At 43.5% G+C, this 19,938-nt stretch carries 12 protein-coding genes; 5 read left to right on the top strand and 7 right to left on the bottom strand.

Annotated features, from left to right (window positions below):
* The first annotated feature begins 150 nt into the window (after positions 1 to 150).
* Together FQ608_RS03825 and FQ608_RS03820 are read left to right on the top strand one after the other, a co-directional pair.
* Positions 151 to 504: a hypothetical protein gene (locus FQ608_RS03825; protein WP_158856478.1), complete on the top strand. Its 354-nt coding sequence runs from the start codon at positions 151 to 153 to the stop codon at positions 502 to 504.
* A complete protein-coding gene (locus FQ608_RS03820; RefSeq protein ID WP_158856477.1) occupies positions 494 to 2,275 on the top strand; it encodes an adenylate/guanylate cyclase domain-containing protein in 1,782 nt (593 codons plus the stop codon). Before FQ608_RS03825 ends, FQ608_RS03820 begins: the two co-directional genes overlap by 11 nt.
* Before the next feature lie 215 nt (positions 2,276 to 2,490).
* On the opposite strand, the gene FQ608_RS03815 is transcribed toward FQ608_RS03820, so the two are convergent.
* From FQ608_RS03815 to FQ608_RS03795, 5 genes are all read right to left on the bottom strand, one after another.
* Positions 2,491 to 3,663: an efflux RND transporter periplasmic adaptor subunit gene (locus FQ608_RS03815; RefSeq protein ID WP_158856476.1), complete on the bottom strand. Its 1,173-nt coding sequence runs from the start codon at positions 3,661 to 3,663 to the stop codon at positions 2,491 to 2,493.
* A complete protein-coding gene (locus FQ608_RS03810) occupies positions 3,650 to 6,949 on the bottom strand; it encodes an efflux RND transporter permease subunit (protein ID WP_158856475.1) in 3,300 nt (1,099 codons plus the stop codon). Before FQ608_RS03810 ends, FQ608_RS03815 begins: the two co-directional genes overlap by 14 nt.
* 304 nt (positions 6,950 to 7,253) lie before the next feature.
* The gene (gene glgP / locus FQ608_RS03805; RefSeq protein WP_158856474.1) at positions 7,254 to 9,794 is read right to left on the bottom strand and encodes an alpha-glucan family phosphorylase; all 2,541 of its coding nucleotides are present in this window, start codon (positions 9,792 to 9,794) and stop codon (positions 7,254 to 7,256) included.
* 202 nt (positions 9,795 to 9,996) lie between these two features.
* On the bottom strand, positions 9,997 to 10,593 hold the full coding sequence (locus tag FQ608_RS03800) for a Maf family nucleotide pyrophosphatase (protein ID WP_158856473.1): 597 nt from the start codon (positions 10,591 to 10,593) through the stop codon (positions 9,997 to 9,999).
* Complete coding sequence (locus tag FQ608_RS03795; RefSeq protein WP_158856472.1) at positions 10,586 to 12,088, bottom strand: acetyl-CoA carboxylase biotin carboxylase subunit; 1,503 nt, start codon at positions 12,086 to 12,088, stop codon at positions 10,586 to 10,588. The genes FQ608_RS03800 and FQ608_RS03795 overlap by 8 nt, the downstream gene beginning before the upstream one ends.
* A gap of 209 nt (positions 12,089 to 12,297) precedes the next feature.
* Here FQ608_RS03795 and FQ608_RS03790 point away from each other — a divergent pair, with 209 nt between their 5' ends.
* Both FQ608_RS03790 and FQ608_RS03785 read left to right on the top strand, forming a co-directional pair.
* Positions 12,298 to 13,548 carry an aminotransferase class I/II-fold pyridoxal phosphate-dependent enzyme gene (locus tag FQ608_RS03790; RefSeq protein WP_158856471.1) on the top strand — a complete coding sequence of 417 codons (1,251 nt, stop codon included), beginning with the start codon at positions 12,298 to 12,300 and terminating at the stop codon, positions 13,546 to 13,548.
* An 89-nt stretch (positions 13,549 to 13,637) separates the two neighbouring features.
* Positions 13,638 to 13,820, top strand: a complete 183-nt coding sequence (locus tag FQ608_RS03785) for a histone H1 (protein WP_158856470.1) — start codon at positions 13,638 to 13,640, stop codon at positions 13,818 to 13,820.
* A 92-nt stretch (positions 13,821 to 13,912) separates the two neighbouring features.
* Here FQ608_RS03785 and murI read toward each other — a convergent pair whose 3' ends face one another.
* Both murI and FQ608_RS03775 read right to left on the bottom strand, forming a co-directional pair.
* Positions 13,913 to 14,722, bottom strand: coding sequence for a glutamate racemase (gene murI / locus FQ608_RS03780; protein WP_158856469.1), 810 nt, complete (start codon positions 14,720 to 14,722; stop codon positions 13,913 to 13,915).
* A 113-nt stretch (positions 14,723 to 14,835) separates the two neighbouring features.
* Positions 14,836 to 16,539: a LamG domain-containing protein gene (locus FQ608_RS03775; RefSeq protein ID WP_158856468.1), complete on the bottom strand. Its 1,704-nt coding sequence runs from the start codon at positions 16,537 to 16,539 to the stop codon at positions 14,836 to 14,838.
* Positions 16,540 to 16,759: 220 nt separating this feature from the next.
* Here FQ608_RS03775 and FQ608_RS03770 point away from each other — a divergent pair, with 220 nt between their 5' ends.
* Positions 16,760 to 19,930 (top strand): SusC/RagA family TonB-linked outer membrane protein, encoded by a 3,171-nt coding sequence (locus FQ608_RS03770; RefSeq protein ID WP_234364053.1) that lies wholly within the window; start codon positions 16,760 to 16,762, stop codon positions 19,928 to 19,930.
* Positions 19,931 to 19,938 lie beyond the last annotated feature (8 nt).

Here is a 19,938-nt window from a genome sequence, read left to right as displayed (position 1 = left end):
AATAGAATCGATGCTTAAAGCGAATAGAATTCATGTTTTATAAGCGTAAAATTCTATAAATCAACAATAAAAGTTGTAAATCGCTTGTTTTTCAATTATTTTTTTTAACTTGTATTAACTTATTTTTCAATCCTACTAAAACTCATAACCATGGCACATCGTCAAGTTAAAATTAAGGGCATTGATGAATCTACCGATCCCCCAACGCTGATATTAAATCCCGACACGCTAGATGTCAACCCAGACGATAAAGTGACTTGGAAGATTGACAAAGGTTCTGGTGTAGAATCCATTGAAAGTATTTCTCCTGACCCGAAAAACCCTAACGTTTTCAGTGAAGGCCCAAGTAAATTACATAAATCAAGTAGTTGGCGTGGTACTGTAGGACCCTATGAACCAACTAAGCACGTTGAAAATTATACAATTGGGTACAAAAAGAAAGGGCACAATACAGTTTACAAATTCGACCCGAAAATTTCGGTAAACCCACGTAATGCTACATAAATGCAAAGCCCTTCTAAGCGGAATGGGCTTTTTTTGTTTGCTTGTTGAAAGCACCTTCGGCCAAGACCAGAAAATCGCAGACAGCCTCGCAATAGTATATGAACAAAAAAACCTGGACGACACACTTCAGCTGGTACTGCTGAGAAATCTGGCTTTCAACGAAGTGAAAAACCTTCAAAAAGCAGTGGAATATGCGGATGAATTAATCAGGCTTTCTCAGGAACATGATAATCTCTTTTTACTTTCTGGGGGTTATTTACAAAAAGGGAATAAAAAAAGACTTCTAGGCGAACTTGAAGCGGCGATGGAAGCCTTTTTCAAAAGTGCGGATGCCGCTAGGTTAGCTAGTTTTTCGGAAGGAGAGGGCGCTGCCCTTGGCGCAATTGCCGACATCTATTCCATTTCCGGAAATCACGTCAATGCAATGTCCTACTATCACAAAGCGATTGAAATACTCAGACCATCAAAGGACTCCATCGCCTTAGCATCCGCTCTTATGAATGCAGGTGATGAATTTCTCCACCGGGAAAACTTTGATTCCGCACTCGTATATTTTGAAGAATCTGGATTGATTTTCGAAAAGGTAAATTATCCTATCGGCAAAGCATATAATCTGGGCAATATCGGTATGGTATATGCCAATATTGGAAACTCGGATCTAGCGGAGTCCAACATTAATGAGGCTATTCGAATCCTGGAAGAATTGCAGGATTATTATCCTATTAGTGTATATCTTACCTATATGGCTGATATTTACATGGAAAAAGGGGATCAATCCACCGCCTTGAATTATGCGCAAAGAAGCCTAGACTTAGGGCGGATCCATGGACTAAAAGAACAGATCAGGGATGCCAATCTTAAACTTTCTGAAATTCATGAACTGTCCGGTAATATTGATGAGTCTTTCAAGTACTACAAAGGCCATATCGCATACAGGGACAGTGTCACCAATGTGGCGACGGTTCAAAGCATGGCTGATCTGCGTACAAACTTTGAGGTGTCCCAAAAGCAGATAGAGGTCGATCTACTCAATCAGCAAAAGAGCAACCAGCGTATTGTCGTAATTTCCCTAATCATAATCTTGTTTTTGGGAGCCATTATTCTTGTTATATTATATAGGTATTACAAAAAAATAGAAAAGGAAGAAAGGCGATCGGAAACCCTCCTGCTTAATATTTTGCCCGCTCAAACGGCCAGGGAATTGAAGCTGAATGGTAAGGTGGATGCCGTGAAATACGACACCGTAACTGTCTTATTTTCTGATTTTGTGGAATTTTCCAAACAGTCAGAGCTGATGGAACCTGAAAAGTTGGTCAGAAGTATTGATTTTTATTTTAAAGGCTTTGATAACATAATTAGTAAATATGGATTGGAGAAGATTAAAACCATGGGCGATTCTTACATGTGCGCAAGCGGTCTTCCCATACCCAGTAAGGACCATGCCCTCCAAATGGTAAGGGCTGCCAAGGAAATGATTGACTTTGTGGAAGAGGTTAAAAATTTGGAGAATGATTTGCCTCATTTTGAAATGCGGGTTGGGATACATACAGGTCCGGTTGTAGCCGGTATTGTCGGGATCAAAAAATGGCAGTTTGACATTTGGGGCAATACGGTAAATATAGCCTCCAGAATGGAATCATCTTCAATACCCGGAAGAATCAATTTGTCTGAAACCACCTATAAGGAAATAAAGGCGCAATATGCCTGTGAATACCGGGGCGTAATTCAAGTCAAAAACGGAGGGGAGTTTAATATGTATTTTTTATCGTAAGGTCTATTATACCCCATTTTTTTAAATCTTAGCGTTTGGTTCATTCGGTATAAAAAAGTTTGTCCCTTTTTGAGAGCTTTTTGGATGAAGACTTGCAGTTTGGTTCTCCGGGATCCGATATTTCTATTCACCAGGCCTTAAAGAATCCAATATGAATTAAATCCGTAAATATATCTAAAAAATTAGTTTATGGATGAAGCAATTCAGAAATTGAATTAATTGTCATGACCTCCGGCCTCGTTCAATGCATTGGATAAGTAATAGGTGCCTGCTACAACCACACTGTCTCTGAATAATGCTTCGTCAGCATTTAAAATTGCGGTATAGCCCATGGCCTCGATTCCAGTGCGGACTTGTTTTCTTTGATATACCTTACCCGCTTCGTTGGTTTCTTGTAATACGAATAGAAAGGTGTCGCTGCCTTCATGGACTATGGATCCGGAGGGCACCGACCACACAGAATCCTGATTCACCACAATATAGCTGTTAATATACATCCCCGGAAGAAAGGAATCGTCTTCGGCATCAATATGCCCGTGTACCTGGACAAAACGTGCTTTAGGATCAATGGTGCTTCCTATTCGGTAAACATATCCCCGAAATAGTTGCTCCTTATAATCCGGAAGGGTAAAAATCATCGGCTGACCTTCTTTTACCTTTGGAATATCCTGTTCCAAAACCCTCATCTCCACATGCAGGTGATCACTGTTTATCACTTCCATCATCACCTCATGCGGTGCACTATGCTGTCCCACATTGGTTTGCAACGCAGAAATTTTACCTGAAATAGGGCTTTTGACAAGAACTTTCGACTGAATGGAGCCTTGTTCGAGGGAAGCTATATTGGTACCCATCAATTCCAAATTGTTCTGCAGGGCGGATAACTTTGCGCGGGAGACCTGATATTTCGCCTGTGCTTCTTCAAATTCTTTTTGGGAAGAAATATTATCCTGGCGTAGCGTTTTTTTTCGTTCAAAGTCACTTTCAAGAGAGGCAAGATTGCTTCGTGTTTCCAGATATTCCTGCTGCATGGACACAAATTCGGGGCTGGAAGCCGTGATCACTACCTGCCCCTTCGCTACCGGATCCCCTACGATAACGTGTATTTTTTCCACGAACACGGTGGTAAAGGAATTAATGCTGGCCTTGTGCTGGGGCGGTGAATCGATAAATCCGGGTGCTTTAACCAAATCGGTAAGAGGTTGTTTAATAAATATTCCCCTGCGAATACCGGTAATGACTTCCTGTTCTTTGCTTAGCTGAACGGTGGTGCGGGGCTCTGATGATCCACTATGATCTTCATGTTCCACGGCTAAGGGTGCGTCTCTATTGCAGGCCAGTTGCCCGCTAACAATTAAAAATGAGAGGAATAGGTTACGGATTTTCATGGCGGGGTAAAGAGTTTATTACAGACATTCTTGCCGCGGCAAGGTCAAAATTGTTTTGCAATGCCAAGGACCCAACCACTTCCGGATTTGTCGGATTTTCTTGGGCCTGACTTGTAAAAGATATTACTGTCACCAAAACCAGAAAAATGGCAGCTTTGCGAAAGCGAAAGCCATGAAATTTCCGTGATTTGACTACAAAATATACCACCGGTAAAACGATCAAGGTAAGAAAAAACGCAGTGATCAACCCCCCGATTACTACCGTGGCTATTGGCCGCTGTACTTCGGCGCCCGCTGATGTGGACAAGGCCATGGGGATAAAACCCAGGATATCCGTGGAGGCGGTCAAAAGAACCGGCCTCAGGCGGTTTTTACACCCCATCAGGATTCGTTTGCGGATATCGCTTTCCCCACTATTTTCCAAGTCATTGAGGTAGCTGATCAGCACAATGCCGTTGAGAACGGCAATTCCAAACAATGCGATAAACCCAATCCCTGCAGAAATACTAAATGGCATGCCTCTAATCCAGAGGGCCACAATTCCTCCGATAACTGCCAAAGGAATGGTTAGAAAAACCATCATCGTTTCTGAAATAGAATGGAATGTAAAGTAGAGCATAATGGCAATTAACAACAAGGCCAGAGGGACTACCTTGATGAGACGGTCCCGGGCCTGATTTAGATTTTCAAACTGGCCCCCATAAGCAATAGAATAGCCCGTTGGTAAATCCAACCGTGATTCCAGCAATGCCCTTACATCTTTAACAATGGATTCCACATCCCTTTCGCCTGCATTTAGGCTTAAAACGATTCGTCTTTTGGTATCGTCTCTTGAAATCTGTGCCGGACCTGACTGAAAGCTGATATCTGCCACTTGTTTTAACATGATTTTTTCTCCGTTTTCCAGAGGAAGGCTCAGTTCGTTTACTACCTCAGTACTGACTGTTACCCTGTCCAACCGTAGTGCCAAGTCAAACCTGCGCTCGTTTTCAAAAATTGTACCCACGCTACTGCCTGCAAAGGCCGTACGGATCACCTGATTAACATCCGCAATGCTTAGTCCAAAAAGGGCCATTTTTTCCCGGTTGTATTGAATGGAAATCTGGGGCAGGCCTACCAATTGTTCCACTTTGATATTATCGATTCCTTCCACGTTCCTGATAATGGATGCTGCTTCCAAGCCATACCGATACAGAGTTTCCAGATCTTCCCCAAAGATCTTGATGGCCAAGTCGGATTGCACACCGGTAAGCAGTTCATTAAACCGCATTTCTATGGGTTGGGTAAATTGATAGGTAATCCCCGGTAATACCGATAGTTCCTGAGTCATCAATGTGGCCAGTTCTACTTTGGAGTTCGCCCTTGACCAATCCCCGGGTTCTTTTAGCTTGATAATGATATCCGACATCTCCATGGACATCGGGTCTGTAGGTATCTCTGCAGCGCCTATTCTACTGACCACCTGCTCCACCTCATCGGGGAATTTCTTGAGCAGGATCGATTCGATTTTTGTGGTAATTTCAATGGTTTGTGTCAAGGAGGTGCCAGGTTTTAATACCGGCTGTATTACGTAGTCGCCCTCATCCAGTGTAGGCAAAAATTCGCCCCCCAGGCGGGAAAAAATAAAAAGACTGAGACCAAAACCGATCAATGCGGTGATCAAAACCAGTTTGTAATGATTCAACGCTAGTACTAACACCGGTTCATACCAACCGTGTACCTTGCGGATAATTTTGGCGGATAGTGTTGCTTGCTCATTTTCCGAAGGGCGAATAAATAACGCCGCCATCACTGGCACGTAAGTCAGACAGAGAATCATAGCACCGCCCAATATGAACATAAAGGTCAGGGCCATTGGCCGAAACATCTTTCCTTCCACGCCGGTAAAGCTTAGAATGGGGATAAAAACAATTAGAATAATGATCTGACCGAATATGGCTGCGTTCATCATCCTATTGGAACTATCGATAACCAGCTTGTCTACCGCTTCTTTTTGTAAATTTCCTTTCAGTCCGGGAAACTTTTTACCCATTTGATATAGAACATACTCCACTATCACTACTGCGCCGTCAATCAGAATCCCGAAATCGATGGCGCCCATACTCAGCAGATTGGCATCCACTCGAAATAGACTCATCAAAGAAATGCCAAAAAGCAGGGAAAGCGGAATGACGGAAGCAACTAACAATCCGCTGCGAAAATTCCCCATCAGGATAACCAGAATGAATATAACCAGCAAGGCCCCTAAGATGAGATTTTCCTGAACGGTGGAGGTGGTTTTGTCAATGAGAACCGCCCGATCCAAAAAGCCATTGATGTACACACCTTCCGGAAGGGTTTTTTCTATTTCAGAAATTCGTTCTTGGACGTTTTTTATGACGGCGTAGGAGTTTTCGCCTTTCAGCATCATGACTTGCCCCAGTACTTTCTCTCCTTGTCCATTTCCAGTAATGGCACCAAACCGGGTGGCAAAGCCAAACCGTACTTCTGCCAGGTCTGCAATAGTGAGGGGCACACCGCCACGGTTGGTTACCACAATTTTTCGGATATCCTCCAACGACTGGATCATTCCCTCTCCCCGGATAAAGTAGTTGGTTTGGTTTTTTTCCAGGTAAGCACCGCCGGCATTTTCATTATTGTCCTCCAAGGCCTTTAAGACTTCCAAAAGGGATATATCCATGCTCCGAAGCCTTTCTGGTTGCAAGGCTACTTCGTATTGCTTTAGATAGCCTCCCCAGGTATTGATTTCCACCACACCTTTGATACCTGTCAACTGCCTTTTTATCAACCAGTCCTGTATCTCTCTCAGGTCCATTACCGAATAGCGGTCTTCGTAGCCCGGTCGGGTCTCCAGGGTGTATTGGTAGATTTCACCCAGGCCTGTGGAAATGGGTGCCATTTCGGGACTGCCAAAATGTGCCGGAATATCTTTGCTGGCCTGTGCAAGCTTTTCACCGATCAATTGTCGGGGCAGATAGGTACCCATCCGTTCCTCAAACACCACCGTGATTGTGGACAATCCGTATTTGGAGACCGAACGGATTTCTTCTACCCCGGGCAGATTGGCCACGGACAGTTCTATGGGAAAGGTGATAAATTGTTCAACTTCTTCCGTGGCCAAGTTTCGGGCAACGGTAATGATCTGCACCTGATTGCTGGTGATGTCGGGAACGGATCCGATGGATAGGCGCTGGAAAGAAAAAAGCCCCCAAATGACCAAACCCAATACAGCTAAAAGAACAATAAATTTATTTTTTACACTGAAAGTGATTATCCGGTGAATCATCTACTGCATTGTTTCGTACAATTTAGAAAAAGTTTGGCGGAAATGATGGACTCAGGGCATGATAGATGTCATAGTTTATAGACTATTTCTCCATCTAAATATCATCACGTTTACCTACGTGCGAGGGAAGAGAGTAATTCCACGGTATTCCGGAAAAACATATAAAATCTCAACTTTAGACCCGTGAAAGCTGCCTTTTAAGAGACCTTCAAAGTCAACACAGCCAGAGTAAAACTTTCCAAAGCCTACTGTATGGAATCTTTTGTCCCGCTTCAACGTGTTCTTCGGAGCTGCACTCTGAGGTTTAATGTTGCCAAAGAATCAATTTTTCCTCAAGAGGGACTGATACACCTTCAAATGCTGGTATGATCCGAATGGTATAATCTGTGTGGTTTCTCGATGAATCAACCTCGCCATAATAGCTATATTCTTGATTTTCCGAGTTGTTGACTGATGTGCAGTCCATCATAACCTGAATTGCTTTAGAACCTTCTAAACCATTCGCATATAATTCTACGGAAACATGTTCCGGCCTAATGGCGCTTAAATAAATCTTTATATTGAAAGTATAGTGATCCGCTACCGGTTCAACTAAGAGGTCCCCAAATTTTATGTTTTGCCAATTTTCACGGAGCACCTGTTTCCAGTGAACTATTCTTGATCCTATCTCACCATTTGCAGCAAAGCGTTTTTTGAAAGCTACTGCTGCGGGAAGATAGTATTGTGTAACATATTCAATTAACGTTCTGTTAGTGGAAAACCTGGGAGTAAGCAAGGACATGCTTTTCCTGATTTTGGCTGTCCATTTACGCGGGATTCCCGATTCATCCCTGTTGTAAAATTCCGGAATAATTTCCTTTTCCAGTAAATCGTATAATTGTTCCGCTTCCATATTGTCCCAGCTGGGGTCGTTGCCATGAGATTTACCGTCACCCAAAGCCCATCCCACTTCTGGTTGGTATGCCTCATCCCACCAGCCATCCAGTTCAGAGAGATTTAGACCTCCATTGACCAATACCTTCATCCCACTCGTTCCGGATGCTTCCCACGGCCGTCGGGGAGTGTTTAACCAGACATCCACTCCCTGCACCATCTGACCTGCCAAGTACATGTCATAATCAGGTATAAAAATCACCTGAGACCTAATATCATGCCTTCTGCTAAACAATACCCATTCCTTAATCATTGCATGGCCTTCGGAATCCCCGGGGTGGGCTTTTCCCGCTATCACAATTTGTACGGGTTTTAAGGGATTCTTTAATATCCGAAGTAGCCGTTCCTGGTTGTAGAGTAACAAAGTTGGCCTTTTATAGGAAGCAAAACGTCGGGCAAATCCCAAGGTCAGGGTATGTGGATCAAAAAGGTGGTTTGCATAAGCTACTTCCTCAGCTGAAGTGCCTGTAGCAGCTAATGTTACGGGTAATCGCTTTCTGATAAATTCAACAAAAACCTTTCGGGATGCGGTCCGCATCTCCCATAGCTGCTCATCGGAAACACACTGTATATGCTCATCCAACATTTCTGTCGTACCCATCCAGCGGGATTTTCCACAAGCTTGAGTCCACAATTCATCTGCGGCTTCAGAATCCCAACTTCGCATGTGCACTCCGTTAGTCACATGTCTCACGGGTACTGCTTCATTTGGCCAGCGGGGGAAAAGCGGCTGAAACAACTCACGGCTCACTTGGCCATGCAATTTACTGACTCCGTTTACCGCCCCAGAGCCGTTAATTGCCAGGTAAGCCATGTTAAAAGGTTCCGATGAGTCCTGCGGATTTAATCTTCCGAGAGCGAGAAGTTCGTATAAGGAAATGCCCAGCTCCCGTTCGGCATAAGCACCTAAATAATGTTCGATCAGGTGGGGAGAAAAACGGTCGAATCCCGCCGGTACTCCAGTATGCGTGGTAAAAAGGTTGCCGGCTCTGCTAACAGCCAAGGCCGCTTCAAACGCCAAGCCGGTTTGCCGCATTACATGGCGGGCACGTGCCAACAGCACGAAAGCGGAATGGCCTTCGTTCAGATGACAAACTTCAGGTTCAATATTCAATTCTTTTAATAACCGCCATCCTCCTATTCCCAGAACTATTTCCTGCTGAAGGCGCAGTTCATTGCCCCCCCCGTACAACTCACTGGTTATCCCCCTGTGCGCTGGATAATTAGCCACATCATTGCTGTCCAAAAGAAAAAGTCTGACCTGACCAACCTGAACCTCCCAGGTTCGTAACCAAACCGTGTGGCCTGGAAATTCCACCTTTAGGCGCAACCATTCTCCGTTTGGTTTTCGAAGGGGAAGAATGGGAAGTTGTCCCGGGTCATTATGAATGTAAACTTCCCGCTGTGCCCCTTCCCGGTCAATGATTTGACGAAAATATCCCCGTTGATACAACAACCCTATAGCAACTACCGGAATACCAAGATCATTGGCCGCTTTGAGCTGATCCCCTGCAACATTACCCAAGCCGCCGGAATAAATCGGAAGTGCTTCACTTAACATAAATTCCATGCTGAAATACGCCACGTTTTGCAATGGGCTATCTGCATGGTTTTGCTGAAACCAATAATTTCCTGAAGTCTGTTGCTTGGATTTTAAATCATCAATCTTATCCAGGATTGCCTGGTCCGCCAGAAACAGCTTAAGAGTATTAAAAGACACGGTTTTCAAAACGACCCATGGATTATGGGTTTCCTCCCAAAGACGCCGGTCCAGTTTTTCCCAAATTTCATCGGCTGAATGATCCCAGTACCAGCTTAAATCCAGAGCCAGTTCTATCAAAAAATTCAAACCGGCCAGATTCGTTCCTGAAAACCGGGTTAATAGGGTTTCGATTTCAATTTTTTTATTCATAATTGCAGCTTTTAAAGTATCAAAAACCGATGATCAATTACCTGCCTTTGTGCTGATTAATTTTAATCCAGTTTAATGAATTTGCCACAAAAATTAATCAAATATTTAAGGTAAACCAAATCTAATAAGAAAAAAAAAACAAACTCTATAGCTTTGGTAAGATGGAATGAACGGATTTTAAAAAAAAAAGGAAAAAACCATCCTACCACTGAGATAGCTCCTTATACACCCTGTGAATAGGCAACCCCATAACCGTATAAAAAGAACCTTCGATTTTTTCTATGGCCACATATCCGATCCATTCCTGAATACCGTAACCGCCCGCCTTGTCAAAAGGGTGGTAGGTTTCTATATAATATGCTATCTCGGAAGGAGATAAGGCGTTGAAATACACCCATGCGGCATCTTCAATAAGCACTTGTTTGTGCTGATCCATCATATATACCGCAGTAATTACCTTATGTTTTTTTCCCGATAAAAGAGATAGCATGGAGTAAGCTTCTTCTGCTGTAGCTGGCTTGTTCAAAAGATGGTTATCGGCCACGACTACCGTATCCGCAGTTATCACTAGTTCGTCCGGTGCCAAGGTTGGGAGGAAGGCCAGCCCCTTCTTCTTTGCCAGGTATCCAGCCACGGAACTATGAGGCAGATCTGAAGGGAAATCTTCCGCTACCTCTTGGGTGCGTATCGAAAAGGGAATGTCAAGTACTTTAAGCAGTTCGCTCCTCCGTGGGGATTGAGAGCCCAAGATTATTTTTTTATGGGGTTTATCTGCTTGGTAAATGGGGTTTTCAGCCATGAGTTATCCTGTTTTTCCAAGGGGAGCGGTTTCTTTCTTCTGTATTGGATCCGGGAGCGGGACCGTTTTGCTGATTATCCGCTATCCAGGTCCCAACGAAGGCTGCCATTGCCTTTTTCTCAACAGGAGTGAAGTCTGGTTCCAAATTTTCATGTAAAAAATAGTTGTCCACAAATTTGGTAGTAAAGGCGGCGGATCTAAATTCTGGGTGCCCCATCACAAATTTACAGAAAGACAGGGTATTTTTGACTCCCGTGATTTGGTACTCTCCTATGGCCCGGATCATTCGACGAATGGCTTTCTCCCTAGATTCATCATGGACTATGAGCTTGGAAATCATCGGGTCATAAAATACCGGAATTTCCATTCCTTCCTCAAAACCGTCATCCACCCGTATGCCAGGTCCCATGGGCGGGCGATATCTTTTCAAGATACCGGTATCAGGAAGAAAATTGTTTTCCGGATCCTCTGCGTATACCCGTATTTCGATGGCATGCCCCTGAATCCGAAGGTCAGCCTGGGTGAAAGATAAGGGTTTGCCTTCCGCAATAAGCAGTTGCTCTCTCACAAGATCTTTTCCGGTGATCAGTTCGGTGACTGGATGCTCTACCTGCAGACGGGTATTCATTTCAAGAAAATAAAAATTCATGGCTTCATCTACAATGAATTCTACCGTTCCAGCCCCGTAGTAATCGCAGGCTTTAGCCACCTTTATCGCGGCTTCCCCCATTTTTTGGCGGACTTCCTGAGTCAGGGTACCAGAGGGAGCTTCCTCCACCACCTTCTGATGTCGACGCTGGATCGAGCATTCCCTTTCAAATAAATGAACGATATGGCCGTGTTGATCACCCAGAATTTGGATTTCGATGTGTTTGGGAGAGGAAATATACTTTTCAATAAATACGGAGGGGTCTCCAAAAGCCGATTGGGCTTCACTTACCGCCCGCTTCATCTGCTCCTCAAAGTCATCCCCATTTTCTACTATACGCATTCCTTTTCCACCACCACCTGCACTGGCTTTGATAAGTATGGGATAGCCAATCTCCAATGCAATCTCCTTTGCTTTGTTAATATCGGAGATGGATTCCTCGGTGCCTGGTACCAGCGGTATGTCATAGCGGGATACGGCTTGTTTGGCTTTAAGCTTGTCTCCCATGGTGGCGATTGCTTTTGGCGATGGGCCAACGAAAATGATTCCCGCATCTGCTACTTTTTGTGCAAAAGACGCATTTTCCGACAGAAAGCCGTATCCCGGATGAATGGCGTCTACCTGAAGATCCAAGGCTACTTGAATGATCCGGTCCATTTGAAGGTAGGATTGGTTTGATGGCGGAGGTCCTATGCAGATGGCTTCATCGGCCAAGCGGACAAAGGGTGCTTTTCTATCCGCCTCACTGTAGATGGCCACTGTACGGATACCCATTTCACGCGCTGATCGGATAATTCGCTGGCTAATTTCTCCTCTATTGGCTATTAAAAGTTTTTGAATTTGCATGAATGCGATTTTCGTTGAATACTGTTCCCGAATTAAAATACAGAATAGAAATACCTCCTTACGAAGTAAGGGAAATTTGCTGAACAAATGAAAGAATACGTGAAATGTAGCCGATTTTTTGCGTGCAAAGGTTATTTGTATTAGTTTTGAGGGTTAAATTTCCATCAGAATTGAATGGATGTTTTGTTATACAAAAACGTTTAGTAGCATTGGACATATTTGAAAAATTACAAGCTAACTTAGGTCCTCTAGGTAAGCATTCTGGAATATCTGAAGGTTATTTCGCATTCCCCAAGTTGGAGGGAGATATTGCTCCCAGAATGAAATTTATGGGAAAGGAAGTTCTAACCTGGAGTTTAAACAATTACCTTGGCCTGGCCAATCATCCGGAGGTCCGAAAAGCGGATGCCGAAGCCGCAGCCAGATGGGGGGCGGCGTATCCCATGGGTGCCCGTATTATGTCCGGTCAGACAGATTTACATGAGCAGCTTGAGAGTGAATTGGCGGAGTTCGTCGGCAAGGAAAAATCATATCTGCTGAATTACGGCTATCAGGGTATCATGAGCGTGATCGATTCTCTGGTGGACCGCAAGGATGTGGTCGTCTATGACGCGGAATGTCATGCATGTATCATTGATGCGTTGAGGATGCACTTGGGCAAACGGTTTGTCTACCATCATAACGATATGGAGAGCCTCGAAAAGCAGCTTCAACGTGCGGAAAGGCTAACCGGGGAAAGCGGCGGCGGAATATTGGTCATTACTGAAGGTGTGTTTGGAATGACCGGCAATATGGGCAACCTCAAAGGCATAGTAAAGTTGAAGGAAAAATATTCCTTTCGGATTCTGGTAGATGATGCCCATGGTTTTGGAACAATGGGTAGGACAGGAGCTGGGAGTGCGGAGGAACAGGATGTCCAGCAAGAAGTGGATCTGTATTTCTCCACATTTGCCAAGTCAATGGCGGGTATAGGCGCATTCATTGCTGGTGATGAAAATGTAATTCTGTATTTGAAGTATAATATGCGTTCACAGATTTTTGCCAAATCACTACCCATGATCTATGTGGAAGGTGGACTAAAACGTCTGGATATGCTCCGAACAATGCCGGAACTAAAGCAAAATCTTTGGCATATAGTGAATGCGCTTCAGAATGGACTGCGGGAAAAAGGCTTTAATATAGGTACTACCACCTCCCCGGTAACTCCGGTGGTACTTAATGGCACCGTCGGGGAAGCAGCTACGATGAGCAAAGACTTGAGAGAAACATATGGTATTTTCTGTTCTGTCGTTATTTATCCAGTGGTCCCTAAGGGAATGATCATATTAAGGTTGATTCCTACCGTATCACATACCTTGGAAGATGTGAAAGAAACAATATCGGCCTTTGAGGCTATCAAGGATAAACTGGTGAGCGGATTCTACAAAAACACCGATTTAGCCACCGCTTTTGGGGAATAGCGGGACTTTGGCCTTAAATTTGATAAATTCAATTCAATAATCTATATCTATCAAAATCAATCTTATCATCAACTTTAATTATTTTTATTATGAACAGATTTAGTGAAATCAATGATTTAGTAACTTCCTTAGAGGGGGATTTTGAAAAATTCTACGAAAAAGGAAATCAAGCTGCCGGAACACGTATAAGAAAAGGTATGCAGGATTTGAAAAATCTAGCCCAAGATATCAGAAAGGAAGTTCAGGATATCAAAAATGCTGAAGGAAATTAATACACAAAAGGGGTAGCAGATTGACTACCCCTTTTTTTTGTGTTGGAATGTATTTTTTGACCCTGATTTGCAATTCCAACATTGGCTTTTTACTATAGATGTATGTATTGGGCCTTTATTTTTTTACCGTAAAATATCTCGGTTTTATTTTCAAAATCAAATACCTCGTCCGTGGTAAAAAATGAGAGCTTTGCGTTTTTCCCACAGACATCATCTATTTCGGGATGCCGATGCAGGTAATCAACGAGTTTTTCGGATACCAACTCCCCCTGAGACAAGACCGTCACGTTATTCGGAACATATGCTTGAATGACAGAAAGCAAAATGGGAAAATGTGTACAGGCAAGTACAATTGTATCTATTTCGGGGGATAAAGCCAGTAATTCCCGAATATCCCGTTCTACAATAAAGTGGGTGCCTTTGCTGTCAATTTCATTATTTTCTACCAAAGGAACCCACAGCGGACAAGCGTGCTGAAAAACTTCAATGTTAGGGAAAAATTTTCCGATTTCAATTTTATACGATTCCGACAGAACTGTGCCTTCGGTTGCAAGAATGCCTACCTTTTTCGTGCGGGTGTACCGGTCTATGGATTCCGTGGTGGGACGTATCACACCAAGAACTCTTTTCCCTTCAGGCAAGTCGAATTCCTGAATATTTTTCAAAGCTTTTGCAGATGCGGTGTTACAGGCGATAATTACCAGGTTGCATCCCAATTCAAAAAGCTTTAAAACACATTCCCTAGTAAACTCATATACGGCCTGAAAGGACCGGATGCCATAGGGAACCCGCGCATTGTCTCCCAAATAGATAAAGTCGTAGTTGGGGAGTTTTTTTTGTATTTCCTTAAAAACGGTAAGTCCCCCATACCCTGAATCAAATATACCTATCGGTCCCGTCATATTGTTGTACAAGAATTTGGTTGATTTAAACGTTTTGTCTAAGTTGACAATTACTGTTTTCAGCAAATGATGCTCATCAGCAGCATTTGCTTGTTTTTTTCGAGGACGATGAGTTAATAATCGGTCAAATTAGAGAGCAATTTGATTTCCTTTTGATCCAGACTCCGTTGATAAAGTCTTAAATCTGACATCTTTCCCTTAAAATGAGAATTGGCTCCAAATCCGATTCTTAACGGAACCCGGGCATTCAAATCAAAAGCCCCGCCCTCAAACGAATCAGATTGGGCAACTTTTTCACCATTTATATATAGAGCCAATTGGTTTTCTGATTTTACAGCGGTAATGTGTTGCCAACCGTTTTTTAAAGGTGTTGGGCTTAATACATTACGTCCAAGTTCAAATCCATAAATTTTCCCAGAAGGGAGGGTACTGCAATACAATTTGCCATTATTTTCAGCCATTGTCCACGCCCTTCTATAGGTAACATCAGGCGTATGGTCCAATCGTGTTAATTTTTCCCATATGGTATCTCCTTTATAGGCATAGACTTCGGCAAGTGGTAAAGTCCCTGCTAATAACCTTCCGTTGTGAACCAACATTCCCATGACTTCAAGTTCCGAACCAAGCCTGCCCACATCCTTCCAATTATCGATGCCATCAAATCGATAAACCCGACCGCTGGGCCAAGTCCCAACATACAATTGCCCATAATAAACCGCAAATGAATAAGTTTGGGTATTTTCACCAAGGTGCCCGCAATCTGTCCAGGATTGACCATCATATCGGTATACGTTTCCGCCATCATAACTTGTAGCATAAATATACCCATCGTAAACTCCCAGTGCAACAACTCTTTTCCCATCTGGGGTGCCACAATCCACCCATTTGTTTTCCTGCCCAAGCCTAAAAAATCCAGCCGGGTGATAAAGAGAGCTGGCATATAGGGTGTTTTTATAAGTAATTAGACCTCCGATTGCTTCTGTATTGGGTAATTCACCATTATCAATCCATTTCTTGTTTTTTCCATACCTCAGAATCCTGCCTCCTTTTGTCAAGTTTTCCGATTCTGGAAGAGCAGAGCCTCCAAACCTGTATTTACCGGTACCAGCATATAATTCATTGTTGAAAACAGCTAATGCCATAACACTGTTTGAGCCATCCGGCGAACCGCAATCAACCCAACGGCCCAAGCTATCCAGTCGAAAAACATTTCCGGATTTATCTTTATCCGGGTGTGATAGACCTGCATAAAGCGACCCCTCAAAGCTAGTCATGGAAAAGGCACCGAGTGTACTGTCGGGACTTCCATAATCCTTCCAATCTGATGTTTTATTAGCATTGACGCCAAAGTGGACCTGATTATAGTTTGCAAGACTTGTGGTGACTGCATTTGTCTTAATACTCAGGTGAAACCCATTCTGGTTTAGTGAATCGTATTGACTCAGTAGGTCTCCTGGAATCCCAGTTCCGTCATCTTGGAGCTTTACCCAAAGTGAAACGGAAAAATCCCCCCTTCCCAATTCGGGAGATTGGTCTATTGGGACCTCCAACCATGCCCCTTTTCCAGAAAATTCAGCTGCATCATTTCTTCCCCTCGGACCAGGAACATTAAAATTGATATCACCCCGAACAATGGCGTGCTGGTCCTTGCCGGAAACATCGTCAGCATTATCTTTCAATTCCCAATGACCCAATAATCCTTCCTGTAAATCAACAGGTTGTTTTTCGTTACAAGCACAGGTCAACAAAGCGATGAACACAATCTTGGAGATTACAGAATAATAATCAAGCATGGTTTTTTTTTCTATATGAAACATCAAATATCGGTTAATTATTAAACAAATTAATATGCTTATGTTGGCAAACAATATTAATCAGGGTGGAATACAAGTTAATATTAATGATTTTTATCAATTATTGATGTAAAACATTTTGATCTTGTGGAATATAATTTTATTTTTATGGTAACGTACACGTAAATTACAACGTCAAGCCCGAAATGACTTTTAATCAATTAATCTTCTAACTTTCTTCATCATGAAACAAAATTACAAATTACAGAACAACCTTATGGAAAGGTTGGTAGGATTCTGGAATTGGAGACAACAGGTAAGCCCTCCAAACGCTGTGATTCTTACCTTTTTGGCAATGGTCCTCTCTTGGCTTCCGGGTAATTTTGCCGCTGCCCAGCAAGGGACGCAAATAAGCGGACAGGTATTTGATATTTCTTCCAGAGAGAGCATGCCAGGGGTAAATATTTTAATAAAGGGTACTTCTATCGGAACGGTTACAGACATCGACGGTTCCTACTCGATCAGGGTCCCAAGCGCAGATTCCGAATTGGTGTTTTCCTTTGTTGGTTATTTGACGCAATCCGTAACGGTAGGAAACCAAACGACTCTCAATGTGGAGCTTGTTGCAGATCAGGCGCAGTTGGAAGAAGTAGTGGTAGTCGGATATGGAACAGTGAAGAAAAGCGACCTTACCGGATCAGTGGTTAGAGTGGACCCTCAATCATTTAAAAACCAAAGCAATGTACAGCTTACCGACATGCTTGCGGGAACTGTTGCGGGATTCAATGCCAATCAAGGGACCTCAGCCGCAGGTGGAAGTTCTCTGGAGGTAAGGGGACCCACTTCATTAAGCGCAGGTACCGAACCACTGGTGGTCCTTGATGGCGTGATTTTCAACGGAAGCCTTCGGGATATCAATCCCAATGATATTGAATCCGTGGATATACTCAAAGATGCCAGTTCTGCTGCCGTATTCGGAGCGCGGGCTGCATCTGGTGTTATACTGGTGACCACTACAAGGGGTAAGACAGGGAAACCTTCCATTAATTTCACCACCAAATTAGGCGTAGCAGGTCCCACAAATGATAACTATGCTGTACGTGGTCCACAAGGCTACCTAGACTTTAGAAGGGATTTTTTTAGAACTTTGGGTCAGTCCCAGCCGGATTATCACTGGTTTAATCCCGAGGAATTGCCTGAAGGAATTACCCTGGAACAGTGGAGGGCCTCTACTAACAATCCCAATCCTGATGATAGCCAAGAATGGCTATCTAGGTTAAACTTTTTTCCTGATGAAGTTAACGCCTATCTGGCCGGTGAGACCGTCAATTGGAGGGATGAGGTCATGAAACCAGGGATTAGACAGGAATATGACCTGAGCATTGGCGGAGGTACAGAAAAGATGAAATATTATTGGTCAGTGGGTTACCTTGACAACGAGGGGATCATTGTCGGAGACAAATTCTCTACCATCCGTTCCAGAGTCAATTTGGATTTCGAGGTGACTGATTATTTGAAAGTGGGTATTAATTCACAGTTCTCTTCCAGGGATGAAAGTGTGGTTCAGGCCAATTTGGGAGGGATGTATTCGACAAGTCCTTATGCCCAAAAGTACGAAGAGGATGGTTCCATAAAATGGTTCCCTCATGGGTATATCGGGGGACAAAATCCATTGATCAATTACTTGGGACAGGACCGGTTTCATAAAAGAAACAACTTTTTCAATACGTTATTTGCGGAGTTCAAACTGCCATTTGACATCACTTTCCGGTCATCTTACCAACCGCGTATTGAAAGTGTTCGGGATTATAACTATTGGTCACCGGAGACCATTACCGGTGGGCAAACGTATGCAGGAGGGAGGGCCACCAGGTTTGAATCCAACACGTATGAATGGATGGTGGATAACCTGTTAAAATGGAACAAAGAATTCGGAATCCATAGGTTTGATGTCACCTTTTTGTACAACCTGGAAAAAAACAGGATCTATAGTTCCAGCATGGCAAACCAAACTTTTCTTCCCAGCTCGGTTTTGGGCTACCACGGGATGCAATTTGGAGGGGATCCGACGATTAGCACAGACGATATTACCTACTCCGGAGATGGTTTAATGGGAAGATTAAACTACACCCTGATGGACAAATATCTGTTTACAGGATCTGTTCGAAGGGATGGTTTCAGTGCATTTGGAAGAGAAAATCCCAGAGCCATATTTCCTGCCCTGGCTTTTGCCTGGCAGATTTCCGATGAAGGGTTTTACAATTCAAGTGTGATTGATCAGCTTAAAATGAGAATGTCGTGGGGAGTTAACGGAAACAGGGATATCGGTCCTTACTCCTCATACGCTCAAATGGGAAGCAACCAATATTTCAACGGTTCTCAGGTTCAAATGGGGATATTCACATCCACACTTTCCAATCCAGGACTTTCCTGGGAGGAAACAGAATCCTATAACCTCGGTTTTGATATCGGGATATTGGCCAACCGTATCAACCTGACTTTGGATTATTATGACATGAGTACGGTGAACCTTTTGGTGGACCGATCCCTGCCCAGGGTCACGGGATTTGAGAATGTGACTTCCAATATCGGAGAATTGGCCAACAGAGGTTTTGAGGCTACATTAGGAGCGGTTGCTGTTAACAATACTAATTTTAGTTGGAGAACCAATATCAATTATTCCATGAACCGGAATGAAATCATATCCTTATTTGGTGATACCGGTGAATATACCCTTCAGGGCCAGACTCTCTCCGGAGAAATCCCTGATTTTGAAAATGAATGGTTTATCGGTCAGCCCATAGATGTGGTGTGGGATTATGATATTCTGGGTACCTGGCAAGTGGAAGAGGCCCAGGAAGCGGCTGAATATAATCTTGACCCTGGCGACATCAAAGCGGCCGATGTGGATGGCAACGGAGTATATGAAGCCTTACAAGATAAAAAATTCATTGGATTTAGCCAGCCGAGGCACCGGATAGGATTCCGAAATGACATCACTTTTTTAAGGAACTTTACGGCTTCTATCTTTATCCGGGCTGACCTTGGCCACTTGAGGTCCTTTCCTCCATCTGTAGCCGGCTGGTCTACCTTTGATAGAATAAATACAGCCAATTATCCCTACTGGACACCTGACAACAGGACCAATGATTACCCTAGATTAAGTGTAAATGATTCTCCTTTTGGTGGTGGCGTCATGCCTTATAAATCTTCTTCTTTTGTAAGGATCCAGGATCTTTCCCTGTCTTATAATGTGCCAAGCGCCATCGCCCAAAGATACAATATGCAAAATGTAAGGATCTTCGGATCAGTCAGAAACTTGTACACCTTTTCCAGTTGGCCAGGTTGGGATCCTGAATCCGGACTTACGCCTATGCCAAGAATTGTAACTGTAGGTTTCAGTTTATCACTATAAAATTTGCC

It is taken from the genome of Lunatibacter salilacus (genome assembly GCF_009797935.1).
Lineage (GTDB): Bacteria > Bacteroidota > Bacteroidia > Cytophagales > Cyclobacteriaceae > Lunatibacter > Lunatibacter salilacus.
Note: the sequence above shows the minus strand (reverse complement) of the source record. Positions and strands in the feature narration are given on the sequence as shown.

What these genes read in the sequence shown, in the direction of transcription:
- FQ608_RS03820 (WP_158856477.1), top strand. Translation starts at nt 494, where the DNA reads ATGCTACATAAATGCAAAGCCCTTCTAAGCGGAATGGGCTTTTTTTGT.
- FQ608_RS03770 (WP_234364053.1), top strand. Translation starts at nt 16,760, where the DNA reads ATGAAACAAAATTACAAATTACAGAACAACCTTATGGAAAGGTTGGTA.
- FQ608_RS03800 (WP_158856473.1), bottom strand. Translation starts at nt 10,593, where the DNA reads ATGGCTGAAAACCCCATTTACCAAGCAGATAAACCCCATAAAAAAATA.
- FQ608_RS03785 (WP_158856470.1), top strand. Translation starts at nt 13,638, where the DNA reads ATGAACAGATTTAGTGAAATCAATGATTTAGTAACTTCCTTAGAGGGG.
- FQ608_RS03775 (WP_158856468.1), bottom strand. Translation starts at nt 16,539, where the DNA reads ATGTTTCATATAGAAAAAAAAACCATGCTTGATTATTATTCTGTAATC.
- murI (WP_158856469.1), bottom strand. Translation starts at nt 14,722, where the DNA reads ATGACGGGACCGATAGGTATATTTGATTCAGGGTATGGGGGACTTACC.
- FQ608_RS03815 (WP_158856476.1), bottom strand. Translation starts at nt 3,663, where the DNA reads ATGAAAATCCGTAACCTATTCCTCTCATTTTTAATTGTTAGCGGGCAA.
- FQ608_RS03810 (WP_158856475.1), bottom strand. Translation starts at nt 6,949, where the DNA reads ATGATTCACCGGATAATCACTTTCAGTGTAAAAAATAAATTTATTGTT.
- FQ608_RS03825 (WP_158856478.1), top strand. Translation starts at nt 151, where the DNA reads ATGGCACATCGTCAAGTTAAAATTAAGGGCATTGATGAATCTACCGAT.
- FQ608_RS03795 (WP_158856472.1), bottom strand. Translation starts at nt 12,088, where the DNA reads ATGCAAATTCAAAAACTTTTAATAGCCAATAGAGGAGAAATTAGCCAG.
- glgP (WP_158856474.1), bottom strand. Translation starts at nt 9,794, where the DNA reads ATGAATAAAAAAATTGAAATCGAAACCCTATTAACCCGGTTTTCAGGA.